Below are 20,604 nucleotides of genomic sequence, written 5' to 3'. Positions count from 1 at the left end.
TGCGGTTATCAGGCTGGACTTTTTTCCGCAATGTCAAAAAATGCCTGCCGCAACGAAAGTGTCATGGAGCCGGGGTGGCCGTTTGCGATCGGCGCGCCGTCGATTTCGACTACCGGCATGGCGATCGTGGTCGCGGAACTGATGAAAGCCTCCCGCGCTGCCTTGGCTTCGGCGATCGAAAACCCACGCTCCTCGATCGTCAGACCGAGCTTTTCGGCGACGTCGAACAGTGTCGTGCGGGTGATGCCGCGCAGGATGCCGTGTTCGGCCGGCCGCGTCACCAGAACGCCGTCGCGGGTGACGATCCAGGCATTGGACGAGCCGCCCTCCTTGACCGTGCCGTCGGAGTCGACGAACCAGGCCTCCTGGGCGCCGGCTTCCTTGGCCTTCTGCTTGGCGAGCACATTGGCAAGCAGGCCGGTGCTCTTGATGTCGACGCGGTCCCAGCGATTCTCCGGGACGGTGATGACCTTGATGCCGGTCTCAACCCGCTTGGCGGCAGCAGAGGGGTCGGCCTTCCGGGCGGTTATAACCAAGGACGGACGGGTGCCGGCTGCCGGAAAGACGAATTCACGGCTGGCGACGCCGCGCGTCACCTGGAGATAGACGAGGCCGTTGACGACGTTGTTGCGGCGCACCACCTCGCGCAGCAGCATCGGCAGGACGCCTTCCGAGACGGGCCATGCGATCGACAATTCCTTGAGCGAGCGCTTAAGCCGGGCCAGATGGCGCGGCATGTCGACGATAAAGCCGCGCGCCACCTCGCAGACCTCATAGACGCCGTCAGCGAACTGATAGCCGCGATCCTCGATATGGACCCGGGCTTCGGCATGGGCGACGTAGCGCCCGTTCACATAGGCAATGCGCGGCATGGGCTACCTCAGGGAAATGTCCGGCTCTCTTAAGCGATTCCGCCGCTGCCGTAATGAACAATCGCGTGGGCCAGCCGGCTTTGGGCAATTCCGGACGGAATGGTACGGCGAAGCCGCCGACTCCAACCGGCGCTGCACACTTTTCCTGGATTGCCTTTACACGCCCAGCGACTTCAGCTTGCGGTGCAAGGCTGATCGCTCCATGCCGATGAACTCGGCCGTCTTCGAGATGTTGCCGCCGAAGCGGTTGATCTGTGCGATCAGATAGTCCTTCTCGAATTGCTCGCGCGCCTCGCGCAGCGGCAGCGCCATGATGTGCTGGTCCGACTGGTTGGGTGTGCGCGGCATGACGTCGCCGATCTCGGAGGGCAGAAGGTCAGCGGTGATCGGGGCGTCGACGTCTCCGCCTCGCGCCAGGATCATCAGCCGCTCGACATTGTTGCGCAGCTGGCGCACGTTCCCCGGCCAGTTGTGCGCCTGCAGCACGGCCAGCGCGTCGTCACCGATGCGGCGCGGCTTGATACCGGCCTGCCGCGCGATCTGCTTCATGAAATTGTCGACGAGATACGGAATATCCTCTCGCCGTTCGGCGAGACCCGGCACAGTGACGGGGACCACCGCCAAGCGATGATAGAGGTCCTCGCGGAAGCGGCCATCGGCAATCATGGCCTCCAGGTTTTGCGCTGTGGAGGAGATGATGCGGACGTCGACCTTGACCCGCTTTGTGCCCCCTACCCGCTCGAACTGCTGCTCGACCAGCACGCGCAGAATCTTGTTCTGCGTCTCGCGCGGCATGTCGGCGACCTCGTCGATGTAGAGGATGCCGCGATGCGCCTCCTCCAGCGCGCCGACCTTGCGTTCGGTGCCGTTCGATTCGGTGCCGAACAGCTCGATCTCCATACGTTCCGGCGTGATGGTGGCGGCGCTCAGCGTCACGAACGGCCCGTTCTTGCGCGCCGACAGCGCGTGGATGGCGCGCGCCGTCAGTTCCTTGCCGGAACCCGACGGACCGATGATCATGATGCGGCTGTTGGTGGGTGCGACACGCTCGATGGTCTGCCGCAGTTGGCTCATCGCTGACGACATGCCGATCAGGTCGAAGGTCTCGCCGCTGCGCAGCTTGAGGTCGGAGACCTCGCGCCGCAATTTCGAAGTTTCCAGCGCGCGCTCGGCGATCAGGATAAGACGGTCGGCCTTGAACGGCTTCTCGATGAAATCATAGGCGCCACGCCGGATGGCCGACACCGCCGTTTCGATGTTGCCGTGGCCGGAGATCATCACCACCGGCATGTTCGGATGCATCGTCTTGATCTCGTCGAGCAGCGCCAGGCCGTCGAGGCGCGAGCCCTGCAGCCAGATGTCGAGGAAAATCAGCCGTGGCGCGCGATCGGCAATCGCCGCCAGCGCGCTGTCGGCATCGTGTGCCGTGCGGGTTTCGTGACCTTCGTCGCTCAGGATACCGGCGACCAGTTCGCGGATGTCTTCCTCGTCATCGACGATGAGAATGTCAGACGCCATTACCGACCTTTTCAGTTTCTCGTTCGTGTTCGTCGCGGCCTTCGCCGCGTGGCGGCGCGGCGACGACCGCCGCCGGCGGCACGATGATCGAGATCATCGCGCCCCGGCCGCCGTGGAAATCGGGCGGCGCGTCGTGCAATTCGAGCCGGCCGCCATGGTCCTCCACGATCTTCTTGACGATAGCGAGGCCAAGGCCAGTGCCTTTTTCGCGCGTCGTCATGTAGGGCTCGAGCAGTCGCTGCCGATTCTCGCGCGGCAGCCCTTTGCCGTTGTCGATAACATCGATTCTTATGGCGCCATCTTGGCGCCCGGCTTGAATCCGGATTGTGCCGTCGGAACGGTCTTGCGCATCAAGTCCGTCGATGGCCTCGGCGGCGTTTTTGATGACGTTGCCGAAGGCCTGCGCCATCAGGCGGCTGTCGAACGTTCCCTTGAGCGGCTCGTTGCCGAAATCACGCTGGAAAGCAACGTCGGAGCGGCTGACTTCCACCAGGAACGAAGCTTCGCGGAGCGACTCGCGCAGGTCTATCACCTTCATCTCCGGCTTCGGCATGCGGGCGAAGGCCGAGAATTCGTCGACCATGCGGCCGATGTCCTCGACCTGACGGATGATGGTGTCGGTGCACTGATCGAAGACTTCACGGTCCTCGGTGATGACCTTTCCGTAACGGCGCCTGATGCGCTCGGCCGAGAGCTGGATGGGCGTCAGTGGATTCTTGATCTCATGGGCAATGCGCCGCGCCACATCGGCCCAGGCCGAGGACCGCTGCGCCTGCACGAGATCGGTGATGTCGTCGATGGTGACGACATAGGATTTTTCCTCCGAGCCGTCGTCTCCGGCCTCGACGGTGACCTGGACATTGAAAGTCCGTTCCATGCCGGCGCGGAAGAAAGTCACCTGCTCGCGATAGACCGGCTTGCCGGATTGGCGCCCGATCTCGAAGACGCGACCGACATGCGGCAGGATGGCGGAGAGGTTCTGTCCGAGCGCGGCACTCGCCGAGATCGCCAGCATCGTTTCGGCCGAGCGATTGGCGATGGTAATGACGCCGTAGGGATCGACGCCGATGACCCCTGCGGTCACGCCGGCCAGCACCGCCTCCGAGAACCGCCGCCGCTCGTCGATCAGGTCTTTGGCCGACAGCAGCTCGTTGCGCTGCGATTTGAGCTCGAGGATCATGTTGTTGAAGGTCTCGCCGAGCGAAGCGACGTCGCCGTCCGATTGACGCACGGGGACGGCGACGTCGAGATTGCCCGTCGCCACCTCGTCGGCCGCGCCGATCAGCTGGCGGATCGGCCGGACAATTCGATCCGCCACGGCGATGCCGGTCCAGATCGCCGACAGGATGACGATCAGGGTCAGCGACAGATAGGGCAGCGCGAACGCGACTTGCGAAGTGCGACGGTTCTCTTCCAGTCCGCGATACTCGTCGGTGTTCGACCGAACGATCTGCCGCGCCTTGATAACGTCCGGGTCGACGAGCCGGATCGTGTAGAGATAAAGACCTTCGATCTCGCGCAACTTGACAATGGCGCCCATGATGTTGCGGGTGCGCGGCTCGATCAGCACCGGCTTGCCGTCGGCGGCCGTGTTGACCGCGCCAGGGGGCGGCTCCGGCATGGCGAAGTCGGCGTCGGTTTTGGCGCTCATGACGAAGGAGCCGTCAGGCTTGATCAGCGCCGCATGTGCCAGTCCGCGGCCGACGGCCTCCTTGTTCATGAGGTCGAGGAAGCCGGTCCGGTCGAGCCCGTAGAGCGTGCGCGAGGCATCGAGGTCGTAGGCCATCGACAGGGTCGTGCCCTGCAGGTTGCGGGCATTTTCCTGGACATAGGCATCGGCGATCGACAGCGACGAATTGACGATCGTTTTGGTGCGGATCTCGAACCAGCGGTCGAGGCCGATATCGAGCGTGATCGAGGCGATGATCGCGACCATGATCGCCGGGATGGCGGCGACCAGCGCGAACATGGCGACGATGCGCACATGCAGCCGCGATGCTGCACGGCCGTGCCTGCGGGCCATGACGATGCGGCGGATCTCGCGGCTGATCAGAGCGATCAGGAAGAGGACGAAGACGGCGTTGAGCGCGATCAACGCCCAGGTGGCGTTTGCATTCGGCGCGATCGGGGTCGCACCGACAAGGATTGCAAACGAGATCGCTGCGGTGATCATGGCGCCGACGATCGCGACCACGCCGGGCAGCGCCAGCAGCCGGCGGCCGTCGCGAACGCCGGCCCGGCTGAAAAGCGGTTGGTTCAGTGTCGGAGCCTCAGCAGCCATATCGCCGTCTAGAGTCGGTCATTGCGTCGGATGTATGCAACGCATTGTGGCGATTATGCAACAAGTGTGGCCGGGACGGAAATCTTTCCCCGACTTAATCCCCAAAAGTGAAGGCAAAGTCAGGGCTGCCTGGCGGCCTTGTAGACGTTGACGCCAAGCTCGCGGATCTTCTTGCGCAGCGTGTTGCGGTTGAGGCCCAGAAGCTCGGCCGCCTTGATCTGGTTGCCGCGCGTCGCGGTCATCGAAGCCAGCACCAGCGGATATTCGACCTCGGCGAGGATGCGTTGGTAGAGCCCGGAGGGCGGCAGGTCGCCGGCGAAGGACGCGAAATAGCGCTGCAGGAAATGCTCGACCGCCTGGCCGATCGACAGGTCGTCGGGTATCAGCGCGCCGCCGTCCGGCACGACAGATCGCTCGCCGGTCTTCAGTTCGGCCTCGATGATCTCGGCCGAAATCTCGTCCTGCGAATAGAGCGCGGCGAGCCTGCGCACCAGATTTTCCAGCTCGCGCACATTGCCGGGCCAGGGATAGCGCTTCATCAGCTCGATGCCACCGGCGGAAATGCGCTTGGTCTGCAGGCCTTCGCTGGCGCCCTGCTTGAAGAAATGCCGGACAAGGTCAGGCACGTCTTCAGAACGCTCTCGCAACGCCGGAAGTCGCAGCGGCACGACGTTCAGGCGGTAGAACAGGTCCTCGCGGAACAGGCCCTGGTTGATCAAGGTCCGCAAATCCTTGTTGGTGGCGGCGACGATGCGCACGTCGGTCTTGATCGGCGTGCGGCCGCCGACGGTCGTGTATTCGCCCTGCTGTAGCACGCGCAGCAGGCGCGTCTGCGCCTCCATCGGCATGTCGCCGATCTCGTCGAGGAACAGCGTGCCGCCTTCGGCCTGCTCGAAGCGGCCGGTGGAGCGGTTCTGCGCGCCGGTGAAGGCGCCCTTCTCATGGCCGAACAGTTCCGATTCGATCAGGTCGCGCGGGATCGCGGCCATGTTGATGGCCACGAAAGGCCCGCCGCGGCGGCGGCCGTATTCGTGCAGCGCGCGCGCTACCAGCTCCTTGCCGGTGCCGGATTCGCCGCTGATCATCACCGTCAGGTCGGTCTGCATCATGCGGGCCAGCATGCGGTAGATGTCCTGCATGGCGGCCGAGCGGCCGACCAGCGGCATCGTCTCCGGCTGATCGTCGGCGCGGGAATCCAGCTTCGGCCGCTTCGGCTCTGCAAGCGCGCGGTTGACGATGTTGAGCAGCTCGGTCAGATCGAAGGGCTTCGGCAGATACTCGTAGGCGCCGGTCTCGGAGGCGCGGATGGCGGTCATGAAAGTGTTCTGCGCGCTCATGACGATGACCGGCAGCTCGGGTCGCGCCTTCTTGATGCGCGGCAGCATGTCGAAGGCGTTCTCGTCCGGCATCACCACATCGGTGATGACGAGGTCGCCCTCGCCGGCAGCCACCCAGCGCCACAGCGTCGAGGCGTTCGAAGTCACGCGCACTTCATGGCCGACGCGCGACAGCGCCTGGTTGAGCACGGTTCGGATCGCCGCATCGTCGTCGGCGACGAGGATATTGCCGCGAACGGTCATTTGCGGTCTCCTTCAGCTTCGTCGCCGGCGTTGGGCAAAGTGTCCTTCCAGGCCGGCATCAAGACGCGGAAAGTGGTTCCACGCTGCGTCGAATCGCATTCGATGATGCCGCCGTGCTCGCCGACAATTTTGGCGACCAGTGCCAACCCGAGGCCCGAGCCGTTCGGTTTGGTGGTGATGAACGGATCGAAGAGGATCGGCAGGATGTCCTCGGAAACACCGGGGCCGTTGTCGTGCACGCAGAATTCCAGCGGCAGCGAGACGCGGTCTTGCGTTCCCGGCACGGAAACGCGGATGCCGGGCCGGAAAGCCGTCGACAGCACGATCTCGCCCTGCGGGTCGGCGCCGATCGCCTCCGCGGCGTTCTTGACCAGGTTGAGGAACACCTGGATCAGCTGGTCACGGTTCGCATAGACTGGAGGAAGCGAAGGATCATATTCCTCCAAGATTTTGATTTTTTTTGCAAAGCCGTTCTTGGCGATCGCTTTCACATGATCCAGAACGACATGGATGTTGACGGGAAAGCGCTCGATCGGCCGCTCGTCGGAAAACACTTCCATGCGGTCGACCAGCGACACGATGCGGTCGGTCTCGTCGGTGATCAAGCGGGTGAGCGCACGGTCCTCGTCGGAGGCTGAGAGCTCGAGCAGTTGCGCCGCGCCGCGGATGCCGGAGAGCGGGTTCTTGATCTCATGCGCCAGCATGGCCGCCAGGCCGGTGACAGAACGGGCCGCACCCCGATGTGTCATCTGCCGGTCGATCTTGTCGGCCATCGACCGCTCCTGGAACATCACCACGACCGAGCCGGGAAACTCCGGCACCGGGGCGACATAGAGGTCGACCATCTTCTCGATGCCGAGGCGCGGCGAAGAGACGTCGACGCGGTATTCGTTGACCGGCGCGCGGCGCTCGCGCACCTGGTCGACCAAGGTGAGCAGCGGACTGCCGAACGGGACCAGCTTGGACAACGTGTTGCGCGCCAGCATGGTCGCGCTGGAGCGGAAGAAATCCTCTGCATCCGCGTTGGCGAAGGTGATGAAGCCGTCGGCATCGACCATGATCACCGGGCGGCGAATGGTGTTCAGCACGATATTGGCGGCATCCGCGGTGTCGGCCGGCTGTGGGAGGTTCGTATTCATGCCGCGCTCCGCAATTCTGGCGATGCCGCGCTTTCGGTAAAGGCTTGGCGCAGCCCGGCGATCACTTCAGCCGGCTCGAAGGAAGTGAGGATGTGCTTGCGCCGTTCCGCCGAAGCACGAGTCGCGTGCCTGTCCAGATACCAGCCGAGATGCTTGCGCGCCTGGCGGAGCCCGCTTTCGACGCCGTAGAGCGAGAGCATGTCCTCGTAATGCGCAACCACGTAGTCAGCGAGCCTCTTGGGCGTTTCGGGAATATCGGTTGCAGACATGCCAGCGGCGGCTGCCGCGATGCTGCCGGCGGTCCACGGCGCGCCGTAATGGGCACGGCCGATCATCACCGCGTCGGCGCCTGATTGATCCAGGATCGTCGCAGCCTCTTCCGGCGAGCCGACATCGCCATTGGCCACCACCGGGATCGAGACCGCTTCCTTGACGCGCGCAATGGCGCGCCAATCGGCCTTACCCTGATAGAACTGGCAGCGCGTGCGGCCGTGGACGGTCACCATGCGCACGCCGGCCAGCTCGGCGCGGCGCGCCAACATCGGCGCGTTGAGCGCGCTTTCGTCCCAGCCGAGCCGCATCTTGACCGTCACCGGCACCGAAACGGCATCGACCACCGCCTCGATCAGCGAGAGCGCGTGATCGAGATCGCGCATCAGCGCCGAGCCGGCATAGCCGCCCGTCACCTTCTTTGCCGGGCAGCCCATGTTGATGTCGATGATGTCGGCGCCCTCGCCCGCCGCGATTCGCGCGCCCTCGGCCATGTGCGCTGCCTCGCGGCCAGCAAGCTGCACCATATGGACGGGCAGCCCGGAATGGCGGATGCGCAGATCGCAGCCGGCCCTGCCCTTGGCCAGTTCGCCGCTCGCCACCATTTCCGACACGACCAGCCCGGCACCATGCGCATGCGCACGCTGACGGAACGGCTCGTCGGTTATGCCGGACATCGGCGCCAGGAACACGCGGTTGCGTATCCTTACGCCGCCGACGTCGAGCGGCGAAGCCAATGTGGTCAATTCAGGCATGCACAAAAACCAAGCATGTTCGATTGCTGCACATTGTGTAGCCAGATGCAAGCCATTGTGCAACGCGCAATGACGTCACATTAAGGCGCATTTTGGAAAATGCTGGCCTTCCCTGCCAGCCGCGACTAAGCCTCTCGCCATGACTGACACAAGTGAAAAACCGGACGGCAAGGTCGGCGTGGTCATTGTCGCCGCCGGCCGCGGCGCCCGTGCCGGACAGGCCGAGGGGCCGAAGCAGTATCAGCGCATCGGCGGACGCGCCGTCATTGCGCATACGCTGGAAAGATTCCTGTCACATCCAGCCGTCGGGCCAGTGGTGGTGGCGATCCACGCCGACGACCGCGAGTTGTTCGAGCGCGCGGCGGGAGCTAATGCTACGCACACGCTCATCGTCATGGGCGGTCCGTCCCGCCAGGCTTCCGTCCGGCTGGGACTTCTGGCGCTGAGGGAGCAGGCGCCGGCAAAGGTGCTGGTGCATGATGCGGTGCGCCCGTTTGTCGACCATGGGCTCATCGACCGAACCATCGAGGCCATCGGCGAGCGCCAGGGCGCCCTGCCGGCGCTGCCCGTCGCCGACACGCTCAAGCGGGAATCGGCCGAGGGCATGATCGAGGAGACGGTGTCGAGGGCCGGCCTGCACGCGGCGCAGACACCGCAAGGCTTCCCGTTCTGGCCGTTGCTGGCGGCGCACGAGAAGGCGCATCATCTCGGCAAAAGCGAGTTCACCGACGACGCGGCGATCGCCGAATGGGCGCATATTCCGGTCAAGATCGTCCAGGGCTCGCCGGACAACATCAAGCTCACCTGGGCAAGGGATATCGCGATGGCCGACCAGCGGCTCTCAAATGCGCTGCCGCGCTTTCCGGACATCCGCACCGGCAATGGCTACGATGTGCACGCGTTCGAAGCGGGCGACCATGTCACTCTGTGCGGGGTCACTATCCCCTATGACCGGAAACTCTCCGGCCATTCGGACGCCGATGTCGGGCTTCATGCGCTCACCGATGCGTTGCTCGCCACCTGCGGCGCCGGCGACATCGGCACGCATTTCCCGCCGTCGGACCCGCAATGGAAGGGCGTTGCCTCGAAAATCTTCGTCGAGCATGCGGCGACGCTGGTGCGCGAGCGCGGCGGGCGCATCGCCAATGCCGATATCACGCTGATCTGCGAGGCGCCGCGGGTGGGGCCGCATCGCGAGGCGATGACGGCGGCGCTGGCGGCGATGCTCGGCATTGCGCCGGAACGCGTTTCCATCAAAGCGACGACCAACGAGAAGCTCGGCTTTGTCGGGCGCGGCGAAGGCATTGCGGCGATCGCGACCGCCAGCGTCGTCTATCCGGGAGACGTGCCGGCATGAGCAACGCGGAATTAGCCAACGCCCTGCTCCAGGCTTGTCAGCAGCGCGGCATCATGCTGGCCACGGCCGAGAGCTGCACCGGCGGTCTGATCATTGCAGCACTGACCGACATTGCCGGCTCTTCCGCCGTGGTCGATCGCGGCTTCATCACCTATTCCAACGAAGCCAAGATGGAGATGCTCGGCGTCTCCGCGGCGACGCTTGAGGCGCATGGCGCGGTCTCGGGTGAGACGGTCAGGGAGATGGCGGCGGGCGCGCTGACGCATTCGCGCGCGAGCCTCTCCCTTGCCGTCACCGGAATTGCCGGCCCGAGCGGCGGCTCGTCGGAAAAGCCGGTGGGTCTCGTCTGGTTCGGGATGGCATTTGCCGGCCAGCCGGCCGTCGTCGAGCGCCAGCTGTTTGGTCATAAGGGGCGGGAATTCATCCGCCACGAGACGGTCCGGCACGCGCTGCAGCTCGGCCTGCGAGCGCTGGCCTAGGCTATCCGCGGATCAGGCGTGCCTTGCGCTGCGCCGTAGATCACGTTCGCTCGCTTCTCGAATGCTTCGGAAAACATGCGGAAGGCGCGATCGAACATCGTGCCCATCAGCGCGCCGAGAATGCGGCTCTTGAATTCGTAGTCGATGAAGAAATGCACTTCGCAGCCGCCATCGGCCGGATCGAAGCGCCAGATGTTGCTGAGATATTTGAACGGGCCGTCGATGTATTTGACGTCGATGGCGTTCTCGTCGGGCTTGAGCAGCACCTGGGTCGTAAAGGTCTCGCGGATCGCCTTGTAGCCGATGCTCATGTCGGCGACGAGTATGGTGCGGCCGTCGCGCTCCTTGCGCGAGCGCACCGTCAGCGCCTCGCAGAGCGGCAGGAATTGCGGATAGGTCTCGATATCCGCCACCAGCGCGAACATCTGTTCCGGCGTGTAGGCGACGCGGCGGGTGGCTTCGAATTTCGGCATGAAAGCGTCAGCTGGCCTTCTTGAGCTGCGCCTCGCGCGCCGCGCGCAGCCTGGCGAAATCCTCGCCGGCATGATGCGAGGAGCGCGTCAGCGGGCTCGAAGCGACCAGCAGGAAGCCCTTCGTCTTGCCGATCGTCTCAAAGGACTTGAACTCGTCCGGCGTGATGAAGCGGATCACCGGATGGTGCTTCTTCGAAGGCTGCAGGTATTGGCCGATGGTCATGAAGTCGACATTTGCCGAACGCAGGTCATCCATGAGCTGCAGCACTTCGTTCCGCTCCTCGCCGAGGCCAACCATGATGCCGGACTTGGTGAAGATCGACGGATCGAGTTCTTTCACGCGCTGCAGCAGCCGGATCGAGTGGAAGTAGCGGGCGCCGGGCCGCACCGTCAGGTAATTCGACGGCACGGTTTCCAGATTGTGGTTGAAGACGTCGGGCTTGGCGGCAACGACGATCTCTAGCGCGCCGTCCTTGCGCAGGAAGTCGGGCGTCAGGATCTCGATCGTCGTTGAAGGCGCGGCGGCGCGGATGGCGTGGATGACGTCGGCGAAATGCTGCGCGCCGCCGTCGTCGAGGTCGTCGCGGTCGACCGATGTGATGACGACGTGGCTGAGGCCCATCTGCTTGACCGCATGGGCGACACGCGCCGGCTCGTCCGCGTCGAGGGCGGTCGGGATGCCGGTGGCGACATTGCAGAAGGCGCAGGCGCGCGTGCAGATCTCGCCCATGATCATGAAGGTGGCGTGCTTCTTGTCCCAGCATTCACCGATGTTCGGACATCCGGCCTCCTCGCACACCGTTACCAGCTTGTGCGACTTCACGATCTCGCGTGTCTCGGCGTAACCCTTCGAAACCGGCGCCTTGACGCGGATCCAGTCCGGCTTGCGCAGCACTTCCTGGTCCGGCCTGTGCGCCTTTTCGGGATGCCGCGGGCGCGGCGCATTGGCGATCGTGTCGAGAACAGTGACCATTTCAAACCCTTCGCGGCCGCCCGCGTCGCGGCCGCCTGTCTGCGTCATCTAGGACTTTTCGGAATAAAGAAAAAGGCCACGCCGGCGCATGCCGCCACGGCCATTTTCGCATAACGGACTTCGCTGGGGCTCAGCGCCGTACCAGCCGGCCGACAAAGATCAGCAGGCAGGCGCCGATGAAACCGGTGATGAGATAGGCGAACCAGCCGGCGCCGAAGGACTGGATGTTGAGAGCCTGTAAGATCGCATTCAGAACGATCGCGCCGACGATACCCAAAATGATGTTCATGAAGATGCCGGTGTTGCTCTTCATGACCATTTCGGCGAGCCATCCGGCCAAGCCTCCGATGATGATGGCTGCTATCCAGCCCACGCCATTCACGTCCATATGCCAATTCCTCCTTGATCAGGTGAAAATGCATCCGGATACGAACTGCTTTGCCCTCAGAATCCTCCGGCTGCCGCGTCTGAGTCTCGCGCGAGCAGTCTATCATGCGTTCAATGCGCGGCCATAGGCGTCGAGCACGCTTTCCTTCATCATCTCCGACAGGGTCGGATGCGGGAAGATCGTGTGCATCAGCTCTTCCTCGGTGGTCTCCAGGTTCATCGCCACGACGAAACCCTGGATGAGTTCGGTCACCTCGGCGCCGATCATATGCGCGCCCAGCAGCTGCCCGGTCTTCTTGTCGAAGATGGTCTTGATGAAGCCCTGGTCCTCGCCGAGCGCGATGGCTTTGCCGTTGGCGCCGAACTGGAAGCGACCGACGCGGATGTCCTTGCCCTCGGCCTTGGCCTTGGCTTCGGTCAGGCCGACCGAGGCGACCTGCGGGCTGCAATAGGTGCAGCCCGGGATCTTCAGCTTGTCGATGGCGTGCACGCCCGGGATATTGGCGATCTTCTCGACGCAGATCACGCCCTCGTGCTCGGCCTTGTGGGCGAGCATCGGCGGCCCGGCCACATCGCCGATGGCGTAGATGCCGGGCACGTTCGTCCTGCCGTAGCCGTCGACCGCGACACAGCCGCGATCCGTCTTGACGCCGAGCGCCTCGAGGCCGAGGCCCTCGATATTGCCTTGTACGCCGACGGCCGAGATCATGCGGTCGGCGGTGATCTTCTCGACCTTGCCGTCCTTCATCTCGACATGCGCGGTGACCGAGTTGGCGCCCTTCTCGACCTTGGTCACCTTGGCCTCGAGCAGGATCTTCATGCCCTGCTTCTCGAACTGTTTCTGCGCGAATTTCGAGACCTCGGCATCCTCGACCGGCATCACCGCCGGCAAAAGCTCGACCACGGTCACATCGGCGCCCATGGTGCGGTAGAAGGAGGCGAACTCGATGCCGATGGCGCCCGAGCCCATCACCAGCAGCGACTTCGGCATCTCCTTCGGAACCATGGCCTCGAAATAGGTCCAGATCAGCTTGCCGTCCGGCTCGATGCCAGGCAGCGCGCGCGGCCGCGCGCCGGTTGCGAGGATGATGTGCTTGGCGGTGTAGGTGCCCTCGCCCTTGACGCCTTTCGGCACCGGCGGCTGCGGCTCCATCGGCTTCTTGGCGGTCTTGGCGACGACGACCTCGCCGGGCTTGGAAAGCTTCGCCTCACCCCAGATGACGTCGACCTTGTTCTTCTTCATCAGGAAGGCGACACCGCCATTCAGCCTGAGAGACACCTTTCGCGAGCGGTCGACGACGGCTGCGGTGTCGGGGCTGACCTTGCCGTCGAGCTTAAGGCCGTAATCCTTGAGGTGGTTCGAATAGTGCATGATCTCCGCCGAGCGCAGCAGCGCCTTGGTCGGGATGCAACCCCAGTTGAGGCAGATGCCGCCGAGATGCTCGCGCTCGACGATCGCCGTCTTGAAGCCGAGCTGGGCGGAACGCACAGCGGTGACATAGCCGCCGGGGCCTGAGCCGATGATAATGACGTCGTAGTTCTCAGCCACGGGTTTCTCCCTGATTTTTCTCGGGGTTAGAAGGAAAGCATCACACGCACGAGGGGCGCCAGCGCCTGACCGATCCGCCGCGTGTTTTCGGCATCGAGATGGACGCCGTCGAGCGGCGTGGTGACGGCGACGGAGCCGGCGTCGAAGAAGCCGCAGCCGGCCTCGTCGGCAAGCGAGGAATATTGCGGCGCCAGCCGCTTCGAGGCGTCATCGCCGCCGGCGAACATTTCCTTGAATTCGGCATTCTCGGTGCGCGTCACCGCGGGCGGCGCGACAATGAGGATCTGCGGAGCCGGCCAGTCGAACGGATAGTCGTGGCCGCGCACGATATCGATCAGGCGCTGCATGCCCTGCTTGGCGGCAACGGGATTGCCGTGGATCCACGGCTTCATGTCGTTGGCGCCCAACATGATGATGATCAGGTCGAGCGGCGCGTGCGTCGTAAGGATCGTCGGCAGCGTTCTCGCGCCGTTGCGGTCGGCACCGGCGAGGTGATCGTCAAAGGCGGTGGTGCGGCCGTTCAGCCCTTCGGCGATGACATCGATGCCGTCGCCCAGCGCCGTCTTGAGCACGCTCGGCCAGCGGTCCTCCAGCGCATGGCGCCCGAGGTTGGCAGCGTCGTAGCCCCAGGTCAGCGAGTCGCCGTAACAGAGAATAGTCTTCATGCGCTTGCCCCACCCCTGCCGAACCCCGCCGACGAGCGCTTGAGTTGCCAGCGCGGCCATTGCACGATGATCGCCGCTGCGCCCGGCAGGATCAGCCCGGCAACGATCGAAAGGTCATTTGCGGTCGCCCGGCTCTCGGCCGGCACCGAAAACGTCCAGCCCACCAGCGCCAGCAGCCCGAGACAGAAAAGCGCAAGCAGCAGCCACAGCATCCCATCGAGCGCCCGCACCGGCTTGCCTCGGAATTGAACGAGGAAGAAGGCGACCGTGACCACAACGACGATCATCACCGTGGCCGCGAAGACCAGAATGCATTCCTCTGTCGCGCCGGTGATGACCGCCAGCTCTTGAACGACAAGTACGCCGGCCAGACCGGAAAGAATGAAGGCGAAAAGGCTGGTGAAGAAATTCCGCACCGCCTTTTTCCCTTCCTTACACCAGCATGCCCATCGGGTTTTCGATCATGCGCTTGAAGGCGCCGAGCAGCTCCGCACCGAGCGCGCCGTCGACGGCGCGGTGATCGGTCGACAGCGTCACCGACATTATGGTCGCGATCTTGATCTCGCCTTTCTTCACGATGGCGCGCTCCTCGCCGGCGCCGACCGCAAGGATCGTGGCGTGCGGCGGGTTGATAACGGCGGCAAAATCCTTGACGCCGAACATGCCGAGATTGGACACGGCCGTGGTGCCGCCCTGGTACTCTTCGGGCTTCAGTTTGCGGCCGCGTGCGCGGCTTGCCAGATCCTTCATCTCGTTGGAGATGACGGACAGCGTCTTTTCGTCGGCATGGCGGATGATCGGCGTGATCAGGCCGCCGGGTATCGACACGGCGACGCCGACATCGGCGTGCTTGTGCTTGACCATGGCGTTTTCGGTCCAGGAGGCGTTGGCGTCCGGCACCGCCATCAGCGCCATCGCCATCGCCTTGATCACCATGTCGTTGACCGAGAGCTTGTAGGCCGGGACCTCGCCCTTCTCGGTTTTCCGCATTGGGGCCGCGGCGTTGAGCTGCGTGCGCAGCGCGAGCAGCGCATCGAGCTCGCAGTCGAGCGTCAGATAGAAATGCGGAATGGTGCTCTTGGCCTCGACCAGCCGGCGCGCAATGGTCTTGCGCATATTGTCGTGCGGAACGAGTTCGTAAGAGCCTTCCGCGAACAGCTTCAGCACCTGATCGTCTGACATCGGCTTCGGCGCGGGGGCAGGAGCGCCTGCGGGCGCACCGGCAGGAGCCTTGGCGGCAGGCGCAGCCTTGGCGCCGCCCGAGGCGATCGCCGCCTCGACATCGGCCTTCACCACGCGGCCATGCGGGCCGGAACCGGCCAGCGCTGAAACGTCGACGCCGGCATCCTTCGCGATGCGGCGGGCGAGCGGCGAGGCAAACACGCGCTCGCCTCCGGCGTGGCCGTTGGCGACCGGTGCAGGCTCGGCCTTCGCCGGCGCGGCCGCCGGCTTCGGCGCTTCCTTGGGCGCCTCGGCCTTCGCAGGGTCCGCTTTCGGAGCCTCCGCCTTGGGCGCCGCACCGCCATCGCTCTTTGCGGCAGCACCGGCGTCCTCGCCTTCGCCTGCCAGAATGGCGATCACCGCATTGACCTTGACGCCTTCGGTGCCTGCCGGAACGACCAGCTTAGCGACTGTGCCCTCATCGACCGCTTCGACTTCCATCGTCGCCTTGTCGGTCTCGATCTCCGCGATCACGTCACCGGGCGCAACATGATCGCCTTCCTTGACCAGCCACTTGGCGAGATTGCCCTCTTCCATGGTGGGCGAGAGAGCCGGCATGGTGATGTTGATTGGCATGTTGTCCTCCCGACCGGCTCAGCGATAGGTGACGGCTTTGACCGCCTCGACGACCTCGCCGACATTGGGCAACGCCAGCTTTTCGAGGTTCGCCGCGTAAGGCATCGGCACATCCTTGCCGGCGATGGTGATGACCGGCGCATCGAGGAAGTCGAAGGCGCGCTGCGAGACCTGGCTGGCGATGTGGTCGCCGACCGAGCTCTGCGGGAAGCCTTCCTCCACCACGACCAGCCGGTTGGTCTTCTTGACCGAGGCGATGATGGTATCGAAGTCGAGCGGACGGACGGTTCTCAAATCGATGATCTCGGCGTCAAGGCCCATGCCGCGCAGTTCGGCCTCGGCCTTGACCGCATAGGTCATGCCGATGCCGAAGGAGACGAGGGTGACGTCCCTGCCCTGCTTGTGCACACGCGCCTTGCCGATCGGCAGCACGAAATCGTCGAGCTTCGGCACGTCGAAGGACTGGCCGTAGAGAATCTCGTTCTCGAGGAAGATGACCGGGTTCGGATCGCGGATCGCGGCCTTGAGCAGGCCCTTGGCGTCGGCGGCCGTGTAAGGCATCACCACTTTCAGGCCGGGGATGTGGCTGTACCAGGCGGCGTAGCACTGCGAGTGCTGGGCGGCGACACGGGCCGCGGCGCCGTTCGGGCCGCGGAAGACGATCGGCGCGCCCATCTGGCCGCCGGACATATAGAGTGTCTTGGCGGCCGAATTGATGATCTGATCGATCGCCTGCATGGCGAAGTTGAAGGTCATGAACTCGACGATCGGCTTCAGGCCTGCCATCGCCGCGCCCACACCGACGCCGGCAAAGCCATGCTCGGTGATCGGGGTATCGACGACGCGGCGCGGCCCGAACTCCTGCAGCAGGCCTTGCGTGATCTTGTAGGCGCCCTGGTATTCGGCAACTTCCTCGCCCATGACGAAGACATCGCCGTCGCGGCGCATTTCCTCGGCCATCGCGTCACGCAGCGCCTCGCGCACCGTGGTCGAGACCATTTCGGTGCCGGCAGGGATGTCCGGATCGGCCGCGACTTCCGCCTTCGGCGCGGCGGCGACAGGCGCAGCCGCCTCGCTTTTGGCCGCGGCGGGCGCCGGTGCCGGCGCGGCCGCTTCAGCCTTGGGCTCTTCTTCGCCGATGCCTTCGCCGGCCTTGTCGACGTCTTCGCCGTCGACCGCAAGCACGGCGATCAACGCGTTGACCTTGACGCCTTCGGTGCCGGCCGGAACCACGATCTTGGCGAGCGTGCCTTCATCGACGGCTTCGACCTCCATCGTCGCCTTGTCGGTCTCGATCTCGGCGATGACGTCGCCGGCGACGACCTTGTCGCCTTCGTTCTTCAACCACTTGGAAAGATTGCCCTCTTCCATCGTCGGCGAGAGAGCGGGCATGAGAATTTCGATCGGCATGTCCGTGCCCTCCTTAGAGTACGATGTCGGTCCAGAGCTCGGACGGATCCGGCTCGGCGTCGTGCTGGGCAAATTCGGCGGCGTCGGCGACGATGTCGCGGACCTCCTTGTCGATGGCCTTGAGATCGTCTTCGCTCGCCCACCTCTTATCGATCAGGCGCGCCTTGACCTGTTCGATTGGGTCGTGCTCCGAGCGCATCTTCTGCACTTCTTCCTTGGAGCGATACTTCGCCGGGTCGGACATCGAATGCCCGCGATAGCGATAGGTCTGCATCTCGAGGATCAGCGGGCCGTTGCCGGCGCGGCACCATTCGGCGGCGACGTCGCCGGCTGCCTTGACCGCGCGAACGTCCATGCCGTCGACCTGCATGCCGGGAATCTTGAAGGAAGCGCCGCGGTTGGAGAAGTCGGTCTCGGCGGATGAGCGCGACACCGATGTGCCCATGGCGTAGCGATTGTTCTCGATGATGTAGATTACCGGCAGCTTCCACAGCGAGGCCATGTTGAAGCTTTCATAGACCTGGCCCTGGTTGGCGGCGCCGTCGCCGAAATAGGTCAGCGAGACATTCTTGTTGTCGCGGTAGCGGTTGGCGAAGGCCAGGCCTGTGCCCAGCGACACCTGCGCGCCCACGATGCCGTGGCCGCCATAGAAATGCTTCTCCTTGGAGAACATGTGCATGGAGCCGCCCTTGCCTTTCGACAGGCCGCCACGGCGCCCGGTGAGCTCGGCCATGACGCCGCGCGGCGACAGATCCATCGCCAGCATGTGGCCATGGTCGCGATAGGCGGTGATCATCTGGTCGCCCTCGATCAGCGCCATCTTCATGCCGGTAACGACGGCCTCCTGGCCGATATAGAGGTGGCAGAAGCCGCCGATAAAGCCCATGCCGTAAAGCTGGCCCGCCTTCTCCTCGAAGCGGCGAATGAGCAGCATGTGCCGGTAGGCGGAGAGCTCTTCTTCTTTGGTGAAGTCGGCTGGCTTGGGGCTGGAAAGGGCCGACGATTTGCCGTCGGATCTGGATTTGGACTTGGCAGGCGCTTTTCTGGCGGCGGTGGCCATACATCACTCCCTGTTGGCGTCTCTTCGCGGACATTCAAGGGAGAGCGACCCGTCTCCCCACCGATTTGAGCGAGGCTAACACGCAAGAGTGCAATGCGCCATGCTGAAAAATGCATGGCTGACATGCATCCTAAGCGATTAGAATCATTGCAAATAAGTTTGATTAACCGAAATTCGGTTATTTTGCCGAAGCCGGCAGCATGATGGTGATTTCGTCTGGATGGGACAGATTGAGCGCCTTTCGGGCCTGCTCGTCAAGCATGTCCTTTTCCAGCGTGCCTTCATGCATGAGCTGGACACGACGTTCGAAGTCGATCCGGCGCGCCTTGACCGCGTCGAGCTGAGTCTGGAGTTCGGCCGCCTGGGCCTGCAGCCGATATTTGGAGTAGATGCCGAACTCACCGTGATAGGCATGGAAGCCGAAATAGGCGAGAAACAGCACGCAGAGCGACGGAACGATCAGCTTGCCGGTGTTTCTCTGCTTGTGCTGACGTGTCCACATGACCCGACCCCTTTCGGCCGCGAGCGCAAGCGGCTGTTCGAGTCTTTTTTCGCCCGATTGTGCTTAATGGACGGTTACGGCTGGCTGGACTGAGACCTGCCGAAACAAAAAGAGGCGGGGAAACCCGCCTCTCCGCCTCTTTCAACAACCAAGACAGTTTGTCCGGATCAGCCCTTGACCACCGACTTGCCGGCGTAGCGCGCCTGCCGGCCGAGCTCTTCCTCGATCCGGATGAGCTGGTTGTACTTGGCCATGCGGTCTGAGCGCGACAGCGAGCCGGTCTTGATCTGCCCGCAGTTGGTGGCGACGGCGAGGTCGGCAATGGTCGAATCCTCGGTCTCGCCCGAGCGGTGCGACATGACGGCGGTGTAGCCGGCCTTGTGCGCGGTCTCGACCGCGTCGAGCGTTTCGGTGAGCGAGCCGATCTGGTTGACCTTGACCAGGATCGAGTTGGCGACGCCCATGCGGATACCGTCGCGCAGTCGCGCCGTGTTGGTGACGAACAGATCGTCGCCGACCAATTGGGTCTTCTTGCCGATCAGATCGGTCAGGTATTTCCAGCCCTCCCAATCGTCCTCGGCAAGGCCGTCCTCGATGGTGACGATCGGATAATCGGAAGCGAGCTTGGCGAGGTATTTGGCCTGCGCCTTCGGATCGCGGGTCTTCTTCTCGCCCTCATAGACGTAGTTACCGTCCTTGAAGAACTCGGTCGCCGCGCAGTCGAGGCCGAGCGCCACGTCCTCGCCCGGCTTGAAGCCGGCCTTCTCGATCGATTCCATGATGAAATCGAGGGCCGACGGCGCGCTCTTCAGGTTGGGGGCGAAACCGCCCTCGTCGCCGACATTGGTGTTGTGGCCGGCATCCTTCAGCTTCTTTCTCAGCGTATGGAAGATTTCAGAGCCCCAACGCACGCCGTCGCGCAGCGTCGGCGCGCCGACCGGCAGGATCATGAATTCCTGAAAGTCGATCGGGTTGTCGGCATGAGCGCCGCCATTGATGATGTTCATCATCGGCACCGGCAGGATGTGCGCCTTGGCGCCGCCGACATAGCGGTAGAGCGGCAGCCCGGCGGCCTCGGCGGCGGCCTTGGCCACCGCCAGCGACACGCCGAGGATGGCGTTGGCGCCGAGCCGGCTCTTGTTCGGAGTGCCGTCGAGCTCGATCATCGTCTGGTCGATATGGATCTGGTTCTCGGCTTCCATGCCGCCGATCGCCTCGAATAACTCGCCGTTCACCGCCTCGACGGCGCCCTGGACTCCCTTGCCGAGATAGCGCGGCCCGCCGTCGCGCAGCTCGACCGCCTCATGCGCGCCGGTCGAGGCGCCCGACGGAACGGCGGCGCGGCCCATCGAGCCGTCTTCCAGCACCACGTCGACCTCGACGGTCGGATTTCCACGGCTGTCCAGGATTTCACGCCCGACAATGTCGATGATGGCGGTCATTGCGATGTCCCCGATTGATCGATTGAAGCGTCGCGCCCCTCTTAGCCAAAGCCCGGCAAAAGGCAATTGGGCGGTCCGTAATAATTGCCGGCGAC

19 protein-coding genes are annotated in these 20,604 nt (G+C 64.0%); 2 read left to right on the top strand and 17 right to left on the bottom strand.

Annotated elements, in window-relative coordinates; all coding sequences use genetic code 11:
* Window positions 1–8: 8 nt before the first annotated feature.
* The 6 genes from P9230_RS26520 to dusB form a co-directional block, all read right to left on the bottom strand.
* Window positions 9–872, bottom strand: coding sequence for a D-amino-acid transaminase (locus tag P9230_RS26520; RefSeq protein ID WP_067321352.1), 864 nt, complete (start codon window positions 870–872; stop codon window positions 9–11).
* 156 nt (window positions 873–1,028) lie between these two features.
* Entirely contained in the window at window positions 1,029–2,390 is a 1,362-nt protein-coding gene (locus tag P9230_RS26515; protein ID WP_066989715.1) for a sigma-54 dependent transcriptional regulator, read from the bottom strand.
* Window positions 2,380–4,671, bottom strand: a complete 2,292-nt coding sequence (locus P9230_RS26510; RefSeq protein ID WP_278121137.1) for a PAS domain-containing sensor histidine kinase — start codon at window positions 4,669–4,671, stop codon at window positions 2,380–2,382. The genes P9230_RS26515 and P9230_RS26510 overlap by 11 nt, the downstream gene beginning before the upstream one ends.
* A 119-nt stretch (window positions 4,672–4,790) precedes the next feature.
* A complete protein-coding gene (gene ntrC, locus P9230_RS26505; RefSeq protein WP_066989709.1) occupies window positions 4,791–6,251 on the bottom strand; it encodes a nitrogen regulation protein NR(I) in 1,461 nt (486 codons plus the stop codon).
* The gene (locus tag P9230_RS26500) at window positions 6,248–7,390 is read right to left on the bottom strand and encodes a nitrogen regulation protein NR(II) (protein WP_066989706.1); all 1,143 of its coding nucleotides are present in this window, start codon (window positions 7,388–7,390) and stop codon (window positions 6,248–6,250) included. Before P9230_RS26500 ends, ntrC begins: the two co-directional genes overlap by 4 nt.
* The gene (gene dusB / locus P9230_RS26495; protein ID WP_278121135.1) at window positions 7,387–8,415 is read right to left on the bottom strand and encodes a tRNA dihydrouridine synthase DusB; all 1,029 of its coding nucleotides are present in this window, start codon (window positions 8,413–8,415) and stop codon (window positions 7,387–7,389) included. Before dusB ends, P9230_RS26500 begins: the two co-directional genes overlap by 4 nt.
* Window positions 8,416–8,554: 139 nt before the next feature.
* Between dusB and P9230_RS26490 the strand changes: the two genes are divergently transcribed.
* Together P9230_RS26490 and P9230_RS26485 are read left to right on the top strand one after the other, a co-directional pair.
* Window positions 8,555–9,772 carry a bifunctional 2-C-methyl-D-erythritol 4-phosphate cytidylyltransferase/2-C-methyl-D-erythritol 2,4-cyclodiphosphate synthase gene (locus P9230_RS26490; protein WP_067321361.1) on the top strand — a complete coding sequence of 406 codons (1,218 nt, stop codon included), beginning with the start codon at window positions 8,555–8,557 and terminating at the stop codon, window positions 9,770–9,772.
* A complete protein-coding gene (locus P9230_RS26485) occupies window positions 9,769–10,251 on the top strand; it encodes a CinA family protein (protein WP_127325584.1) in 483 nt (160 codons plus the stop codon). Before P9230_RS26490 ends, P9230_RS26485 begins: the two co-directional genes overlap by 4 nt.
* Here the strand turns inward: P9230_RS26485 and P9230_RS26480 are convergent.
* From P9230_RS26480 to eno, 11 genes are all read right to left on the bottom strand, one after another.
* A complete protein-coding gene (locus P9230_RS26480) occupies window positions 10,248–10,724 on the bottom strand; it encodes a type II toxin-antitoxin system RatA family toxin (RefSeq protein WP_066989693.1) in 477 nt (158 codons plus the stop codon). The genes P9230_RS26485 and P9230_RS26480 overlap by 4 nt on opposite strands.
* 7 nt (window positions 10,725–10,731) lie before the next feature.
* Window positions 10,732–11,697 carry a lipoyl synthase gene (gene lipA / locus P9230_RS26475; protein ID WP_066989925.1) on the bottom strand — a complete coding sequence of 322 codons (966 nt, stop codon included), beginning with the start codon at window positions 11,695–11,697 and terminating at the stop codon, window positions 10,732–10,734.
* 130 nt (window positions 11,698–11,827) lie between these two features.
* Complete coding sequence (locus P9230_RS26470) at window positions 11,828–12,085, bottom strand: GlsB/YeaQ/YmgE family stress response membrane protein (protein ID WP_067321367.1); 258 nt, start codon at window positions 12,083–12,085, stop codon at window positions 11,828–11,830.
* Between the two features lie 102 nt (window positions 12,086–12,187).
* Window positions 12,188–13,633 (bottom strand): dihydrolipoyl dehydrogenase, encoded by a 1,446-nt coding sequence (gene lpdA, locus P9230_RS26465; RefSeq protein WP_095825431.1) that lies wholly within the window; start codon window positions 13,631–13,633, stop codon window positions 12,188–12,190.
* A gap of 26 nt (window positions 13,634–13,659) precedes the next feature.
* Window positions 13,660–14,298 (bottom strand): SGNH/GDSL hydrolase family protein, encoded by a 639-nt coding sequence (locus P9230_RS26460; protein WP_095825432.1) that lies wholly within the window; start codon window positions 14,296–14,298, stop codon window positions 13,660–13,662.
* The gene (locus P9230_RS26455) at window positions 14,295–14,714 is read right to left on the bottom strand and encodes a hypothetical protein (protein WP_095825433.1); all 420 of its coding nucleotides are present in this window, start codon (window positions 14,712–14,714) and stop codon (window positions 14,295–14,297) included. Before P9230_RS26455 ends, P9230_RS26460 begins: the two co-directional genes overlap by 4 nt.
* 16 nt (window positions 14,715–14,730) lie before the next feature.
* Entirely contained in the window at window positions 14,731–16,095 is a 1,365-nt protein-coding gene (locus P9230_RS26450; RefSeq protein WP_095825434.1) for a pyruvate dehydrogenase complex dihydrolipoamide acetyltransferase, read from the bottom strand.
* Window positions 16,096–16,113: 18 nt separating this feature from the next.
* Window positions 16,114–17,505 (bottom strand): pyruvate dehydrogenase complex E1 component subunit beta, encoded by a 1,392-nt coding sequence (locus P9230_RS26445; protein WP_067321383.1) that lies wholly within the window; start codon window positions 17,503–17,505, stop codon window positions 16,114–16,116.
* A 13-nt stretch (window positions 17,506–17,518) separates the two neighbouring features.
* Entirely contained in the window at window positions 17,519–18,565 is a 1,047-nt protein-coding gene (gene pdhA / locus P9230_RS26440; RefSeq protein ID WP_278121133.1) for a pyruvate dehydrogenase (acetyl-transferring) E1 component subunit alpha, read from the bottom strand.
* A gap of 178 nt (window positions 18,566–18,743) precedes the next feature.
* Entirely contained in the window at window positions 18,744–19,067 is a 324-nt protein-coding gene (locus tag P9230_RS26435) for a septum formation initiator family protein (protein WP_066989670.1), read from the bottom strand.
* A 167-nt stretch (window positions 19,068–19,234) separates the two neighbouring features.
* Window positions 19,235–20,509 (bottom strand): phosphopyruvate hydratase, encoded by a 1,275-nt coding sequence (eno, locus tag P9230_RS26430; RefSeq protein ID WP_066989668.1) that lies wholly within the window; start codon window positions 20,507–20,509, stop codon window positions 19,235–19,237.
* Between the last annotated feature and the right edge of the window lie 95 nt (window positions 20,510–20,604).

This window comes from Mesorhizobium sp. WSM4887 (assembly GCF_029625865.1).
Lineage (GTDB): Bacteria > Pseudomonadota > Alphaproteobacteria > Rhizobiales > Rhizobiaceae > Mesorhizobium.
The sequence above is the reverse complement of the archived record's forward strand: the minus strand, read 5'-3'. Positions and strand labels throughout refer to the sequence as shown.